This window comes from Mycobacterium sp. THU-M104 (assembly GCF_049197365.1).
Lineage (GTDB): Bacteria > Actinomycetota > Actinomycetes > Mycobacteriales > Mycobacteriaceae > Mycobacterium.
In genome coordinates this window covers 1-6190 of the sequence record NZ_JBMIOP010000020.1, presented here as the reverse complement: position 1 = coordinate 6190, position 6190 = coordinate 1, and the positions used below count along the sequence as shown (strand labels likewise).

At 70.2% G+C, this 6190-nt stretch carries 6 protein-coding genes and 1 pseudogene; 3 read left to right on the top strand and 4 right to left on the bottom strand.

Annotated features, from left to right (window positions below; genetic code table 11):
- Nucleotides 1-131 precede the first annotated feature (131 nt).
- Both ACOJVU_RS01865 and ACOJVU_RS01860 read left to right on the top strand, forming a co-directional pair.
- On the top strand, nucleotides 132-692 hold the full coding sequence (locus ACOJVU_RS01865) for an FKBP-type peptidyl-prolyl cis-trans isomerase (protein ID WP_421528217.1): 561 nt from the start codon (nucleotides 132-134) through the stop codon (nucleotides 690-692).
- A 22-nt stretch (nucleotides 693-714) separates the two neighbouring features.
- Nucleotides 715-1518 carry a HugZ family protein gene (locus tag ACOJVU_RS01860; RefSeq protein WP_421528216.1) on the top strand — a complete coding sequence of 268 codons (804 nt, stop codon included), beginning with the start codon at nucleotides 715-717 and terminating at the stop codon, nucleotides 1516-1518.
- Between the two features lie 60 nt (nucleotides 1519-1578).
- Here ACOJVU_RS01860 and ACOJVU_RS01855 read toward each other — a convergent pair whose 3' ends face one another.
- Complete coding sequence (locus tag ACOJVU_RS01855; RefSeq protein ID WP_421528215.1) at nucleotides 1579-1806, bottom strand: DUF167 domain-containing protein; 228 nt, start codon at nucleotides 1804-1806, stop codon at nucleotides 1579-1581.
- 277 nt (nucleotides 1807-2083) lie between these two features.
- The gene (locus ACOJVU_RS01850; protein ID WP_421528214.1) at nucleotides 2084-2965 is read right to left on the bottom strand and encodes an HpcH/HpaI aldolase/citrate lyase family protein; all 882 of its coding nucleotides are present in this window, start codon (nucleotides 2963-2965) and stop codon (nucleotides 2084-2086) included.
- Nucleotides 2966-3104: 139 nt separating this feature from the next.
- On the opposite strand from ACOJVU_RS01850, the gene ACOJVU_RS01845 reads away from it, so the two are divergent.
- Entirely contained in the window at nucleotides 3105-4028 is a 924-nt protein-coding gene (locus ACOJVU_RS01845) for a class I SAM-dependent methyltransferase (RefSeq protein ID WP_421528213.1), read from the top strand.
- A gap of 30 nt (nucleotides 4029-4058) precedes the next feature.
- On the opposite strand, the pseudogene ACOJVU_RS01840 reads toward ACOJVU_RS01845, so the two are convergent.
- Nucleotides 4059-5254, bottom strand: a pseudogene (locus ACOJVU_RS01840) (hypothetical protein).
- A 36-nt stretch (nucleotides 5255-5290) separates the two neighbouring features.
- On the bottom strand, nucleotides 5291-6190 hold a 900-nt coding region (locus ACOJVU_RS01835), incomplete at its 5' end, for a DUF3418 domain-containing protein (protein ID WP_421528212.1).

Below are 6190 nucleotides of genomic sequence, written 5' to 3'. Positions count from 1 at the left end.
CGAGAGCGCCGACATCGCCGCGCTGCATGCCGCCGCCGGCGCCGGCCTCTACGCCGCCAAGCGCGTAAAGCGTCCCGATCCGCGTATGGATGCGGGGCGCGGTGGTCAGGGACGCATCGGGTGGCTGTAGCGTGGCGGCGGTGAAGTCTTCTCGGGTGAACTCCTCCGTCGTGCTCGCGACCTGTGCGACCGCGCTGGCGCTTGTCGGACCGGGCGAGGCGGCCGCCGCCGGCTCGTGCCCGACCGCAGCGCCGGCCAACGGGGCAGCACCCGAGTGGACCCTGGCCGGGAACACCGGCAGCGTCGCGGTCACCGGGTCCACGGACACGACGGCTCCGCTCGTGAAGGTGACGACACCGTTCAGCGTCACCCAGACCCAGGTGCACACCCTGCGCGCCGGCAACGGACCGGTGGTCCCTGCCACAGCCCGGGTTTCCGTCTGCTACATGGGCGTCGACGGGCGTGACGGATCGGTGTTCGACAACAGCTACGAACGCGGCGCCCCGGTCGACTTCCCGCTCGGCGGAGTCGTTCCGGGCTTCCAGAAGGCCATCGCGGGACAAAAGGTCGGATCCACGGTCGCCGTCGCCATGACCTCCGCGGACGGCTACCCCAACGGTCAGCCCAGCGCCGGTATCCGGCCGGGCGACACGCTCGTCTTCGCGATCAAGATTCTCAGCGCCGCGAGCTGACGCGCGCTGCTAGCCTCCCCCCGTGACCACTCGCGATCACGGCGACCCCGGGGATGCGCCCTCCGCGCCCCCTCCCCTGCTGACGCCGACCAACTCCGCCCGTCGCTCCGCGGCGGAAGAGGCCCGCACCATCGCCGCCGCCACCAACACGGCCACGCTGGCCAGCTTGACCGCCGACGGTGACCCGTGGGCGTCGTTGGTGGCCTACGGGCTGCTGGGCGGGATGCCGGTGCTGTGCGTGTCGAACCTGGCCGAGCACGGCCGCAACCTGGCCGCCGACCCGAGGGCGAGCCTGTCGATCGTGGCGGCGAGCGGCGACGCCGACCCACTGGCCGGCAGCCGAATCACCCTTGCGGGGGTGGTCGCACGACCCCCCGACGCCGAACGGGAGACGGCCCGCGCCGCGTACCTGGAAGCGGTGCCGGCCGCCCGTTTCTACCTCGACTTCAGCGACTTCACCGTGTGGGTGCTCGCGGTGCGGCGGGTGCGCTGGGTCGGTGGCTACGGCCGGATGGACTCGGCCACCGCCGAACAATACGTCGCCGCTTCGCCGGATCCGATCGCGCCGGCCTCGGCCCGGGCGGTCGCGCATCTCAACGCCGACCACGCCGCCGCCCTGGCCGCGATGGCCCGGGCGTTCGGCGGCTACCCCGACACCGAGACCGCCGTGTGCACCGGCGTCGACCGCTACGGCCTGGACCTGCGGGTGCACACGCCACGCGGGGTGGCATACGCCCGCGCCGGCTTCCCGGCACCGCTGAATTCCGCTGACCAATTGCGTTCGGCCACAGCGGATTTGGCCCGCACGGCCGAGTCGATCCCGTAACCGCCGAGCGGGAAACGCGCGACGCTGCCCTTTCCGGGTCGGGCCCGTCGGCGAAGCCGCTCAGGTCACACGGAATCGCTTGAGCCGCGACGTCTTTCCCGAAACCAGTTCGACTCGGCGTCGGGGTAGTCGGAGGTGGGTGGCCAGCAACTCGGTCACCGCGTCGTTGGCCTTGCCGTCGACGGCGCGCTCCCGGACATAGATGATCAGCACACCGTCCGGGCCGACCTCGACAAGAGGCCCTTTGTGGCTGCCGGGCTTGACCTTGACGACGACAAAATCGTTCACGCCGCATAACGCTACCGTCGGCGGCGTACCGTCAGCCCGTCATCGCCGAACGGATACCGCTGACCAGCGCGCACCAGGCAGCACGGCCCACGGTGCGCTCGGGTGGCGGCAAGTACGGTAACGGCAACGGCGCCGGTGCCCATTCGGCAGTATCCCCACCAACGTCGCCGCCAGCAGCCCGTAGGGCACCCTGGCCACCAGCGGTAGCGGCGGTATCAGCAACAGATAGCAGGCGAGGTCACGTGCCGCCCAGTTCCGGACGACGTGCGGCCGTGACTCAGGAGGCGGATTCCCTCTCCGAGATGCGTTGGGCGAGAGTTAGAATCCGCTCGGCGTTGCGCACGTGCAAACTCTCGATCATGCGACCGTCGACGGTGATCACGCTGTCGCCCGCCGCCTGCGCCTGCTCGTAGGCCGCGACGATCCTTCGGGCGTCGGCTAACTCCCCCGGCGACGGGCCGAAGACTTCGTTGGCCGGGCTGATCTGGGACGGATGGATCAAAGTCTTCCCGTCGAAACCCATTTCGCGGCCCTGGCGGGCCTCGGCGCGGAAGCCCTGCGCGTCGGTGATGGCGTTGAACACGCCGTCCAGCACCACCTTCCCGGCGGCCCTGGCCCCCAGCACCGCCAACGTCAACGCGGCCAGGACCGGTGCGCGCCCGGGTACGTGCAGTGCGTGCAGATCGTTGACCAGGTCGTTGGTGCCGACCACCAGCGCCGCCAACCGCTGGCTGGCCGAGGCGATCTCCTCGGCCTTGAGGAACGACCGCGGCGTCTCGATCATCACCCACAACTGCAACGCTTCCGGCGCGCCGAGCCGCTCGAGCGTGGCGGCCAGCGCCCGGACCTGCTCGCCCGTCTCGACCTTGGGCACGAGCACCCCGTGGGCGGGCGAAGCGGCCACCGCCGCCAGATCGTCGTCGTGCCACTCGGTGCCCAGCCCGTTGATGCGCACCACCACCTCGCGCGGCGAGTAACTCCCCGACCCGACCGCGTCGCACACCGTCGTCCGTGCGCCGGCTTTGGCGTCGGGGCCGACGGCGTCCTCCAGGTCGAAGACGAGCACGTCCGCGGGCAGCGTCTTGCCTTTCTCCACTGCCCGGGGGTTGTTGCCGGGCAGGTAGAGGGCGGATCGGCGCGGCCGCAGTGTCGGTGCCATGGACTGTTCGCTTCCTGTCGTCGAGTTCAGGGCTTCTCTGGCGTGCGCCGGGTGCATGCTGCGCGCCGCACAGGCTGAAAGTACGCTTCGACCTCGGTGAGGTAAGCGGTGGCGGCGTCACGCCGGGAGGGAGAAACCGATGTCATCCGGAGGCTCGGCACGTACCGAGGGCGACAGCTGGGACCTGGCATCCAGCGTCGGAGCGACCGCCACGATGGTGGCGGCCTCACGTGCGCTCGCATCCCGGGAGCCTGATCCGCTGCTCGACGACCAGTTCGCCGAGCCGTTGGTGCGCGCGGTCGGACACCCCTTCTTCATCCGGATGCTCGACGGGCAACTCCCCGTCGATGACGACGACGCGCCCATGACGCTGCAGCAGCGCCGCGAGCAGATGACGGTCCGAACCAGGTTCTTCGATGACTTCTTCCAGGCCGCGTCCGGTGCCGGGGTACGTCAGGCCGTCATTCTCGCGGCCGGCCTGGACGCGCGGGCCTACCGGTTGGCGTGGCCGGCGGGCACGGTGGTTTTCGAGGTCGACCAGCCCGAGGTCATCGCCTTCAAGACCGACACGCTCGCCGGCCTGGGCGCGCAACCGACCGCCGAGCGGCGCACCGTCAGCGTCGACCTGCGCGATGACTGGCCGACCGCGCTGCGCGACAACGGCTTCGACGCTGCAGCGCCCACCGCGTGGATCGCCGAGGGCCTGCTGCCCTACCTGCCGCCAGAGGCCCAGGACCGGCTCCTGGACAACATCACCGCGCTCAGCGCGCCGGGCAGCCTGCTGGCCACGGAGAACATCACCGACATGAGTGTGTTCACCGACGAACGGGCGCGGGCGATGCGCAGCACCTGGCGCAAGCACGGACTGGACATCGACGTCGCCGACCTGGTATGGCTCGGGGAACGTCGTCCGGCGGCTGAGCACCTGGAGTCGACCGGCTGGCAGGTCACCGTCCACCCCACCGACCAGGTGTACGAGAGGTACGGCTTCGCCGTCCCCGACAACGAGATACTGCAGGCGTTCCGCGGCGCCATCAGCTATCTCAGCGCCGAATTGTACTGAGCTGACGCGCGGGCCTGCGTTGTTCGGTTGTTAGTCGCCCCTTGCCCGCTTGTTTTCGCGCCACTCCCGCTCGAACGGCAACCGCCACGCCTTGGGTGCGATCAATTGGTGAATGGCGTTGGGTCCCCAGCTCCCCGCTGGATACATTTTGGCGACCGGCGGATTGTCCAGTAGTTCTTCTGAACGCTCCCACAGGGATTCGATGCCCTCGGCGGTGGTGAACAGTGTGTGGTCGCCGCGCATCGCGTCGCGTTTGCCGTAGAACGACAGCGACACCTTCGAGTTGTCGGCGAGGTCGAAGGTGAGGTGGTCGGGTCCCTGGGTGTCCACCCCCGACCCCGGCGGGAACATGGTGCGCGGCGCCTCGCGGAACGCGATCGAGATGATCCGCATACCCTCGGCCATCTTCTTGCCGGTACGCAGGTAGATCGGCGCACCCGCCCAGCGCCAGTTGTCGATGCCGACCTTGAGTGCGATGTGCTCTCGTAGAAGTTCGCCCTCACGTCCAGCCCCAGCGCCTCGGGGATGTCGATCTGGATGTGGTCGATGAAGTTGCGGTGCCAGACCGGCTCGAACAGGCCGTTGGCGAAGCGGAACGCCAGGATGTTCCGGGCCACCTCCTTGCCCAGGAAGTGGTCGATCCGGAAAATCTGGGGCTCCTCGAAGGTTTGGTGCAAGAAGTCGTTGAGGGCGACCGCGCTGGACAGGTCGGTGCCGAAAGGCTTCGCCATCACCACGCGGGAGCACTCGACCAGGTCGGCGTCACGCAACATGTCCATGACGGTGCGTGCCGCATTCGGGGGAACGGACAGGTAATGCAGCCGGCGCACCTTGGGCCCTAGGTTGTTCTCGGCTTGGGTGACCGCGTCAGCCAGCGCCTCGGGTCCCGCGCTCTGCGGGACGTAGGTGACGATCTTCGCGAAGTTGGACCACTGTTCGGGCGTGAGCTTGTGGATGCCGAACGCGTCGATCGCGGTCTTGGCGATGTCGCGGAACTCGTCGTCGGTGAAGTCCTCGAGCGACGTCGCCACAAGCTGGATGTCGGGGGCGAGCTCGGACTGATCCAGGTAGGCCAGACCGGGTAGGAGTTTGCGCTTGGCCAAATCGCCCGTGGCCCCGAACAGGACGATGACGTGGGGTTCCAGCGGTTCGTGATCGTGGCGGTGCGGGCGTGCCTCGGGCGACGGGTAGGAGATCGTCTGCGGTTTCTTGGTCGCTCCCGCGATATTTCCACCGCCGCGCCATGTTCGCAGCCGGGCAGGTCAGCGGCGGTCGCGTGCGGCGTCGATCGCCCGGTGGATCCGCTGCTCGCTGACCGGTCGCGGCGTGCCGAGCTGCTGGGCCCACAGGCTCACCCGCAGCTCCTCGACCCGCCGGGCGATGTCGCGGACGTCGGACGCCGCCTGCCGTGCCGGCGGCAGCGCGCGCAGCAGTTCGTCGTAGGCGTCCTGCACGGCGTGCACCCGGGCCATCCGCTCCCGATCCGCCCCGGGCGCGTAGGGCAGCCGGTCGAGGCGCCGGCCGATGGCCCTCAGGTAGCGGGTCAGCTCGTCGAGGTGCGCGTATCCGGTCGCGGTGACGAACCCGGGCGGCAGCAGCCGGGCGAGCTGGGCGCGGACGTCGGCGATCGCGTCGGCCTGCGGCGGCGTGGGCTGGGCGGGCAGGGCCAGCCGCACCTCCTGGGCGGCGGACAGCACGGTCTCGACGCGGCCCACGACGTCGGCGGTCGTCGCCGGCAGGGCCCGCGCCACCCGCTCGCGCAGCGCGGCGAACTCGGCGCGGGCCCACACCGGCCCTTGGACCAGCGCGTCCACGGCGGCGTCGGCGCAGTCGTCGAGCAGCGCGGCCAGCGGGCCGTCCGGGTTCGTTCCCAACGCCAGTCGGGTCCGCCGATCCATCTGGCGCTCAACAGCTTTGACCGGTGACGGCGCGCCGAGCCGCAGCAGCCTCCGGATGCCGGGTGACAGTGCCCGGTCCTGCTCGGCCGACGTTGCGAACACTCGCACGTCGACCGAGGATCCGGCGTCGACGAAGGCCGGATAGCCCTGCACCGCGCGCCCGCCCACCGTGCGCTCCACGACGCGCGGCAGTTGCTCCAGGTCATCCGGCCAGGCGCGCAAGCCGGTCCGCTCGAGGTCGCCGGCGACCGCGTCGGCGACGGC

Bases quoted from the DNA above. Each gene is read 5' to 3' on its own strand.
- ACOJVU_RS01850 (WP_421528214.1), bottom strand. From the start codon at position 2,965: ATGGCACCGACACTGCGGCCGCGCCGATCCGCCCTCTACCTGCCCGGC.
- ACOJVU_RS01845 (WP_421528213.1), top strand. From the start codon at position 3,105: ATGTCATCCGGAGGCTCGGCACGTACCGAGGGCGACAGCTGGGACCTG.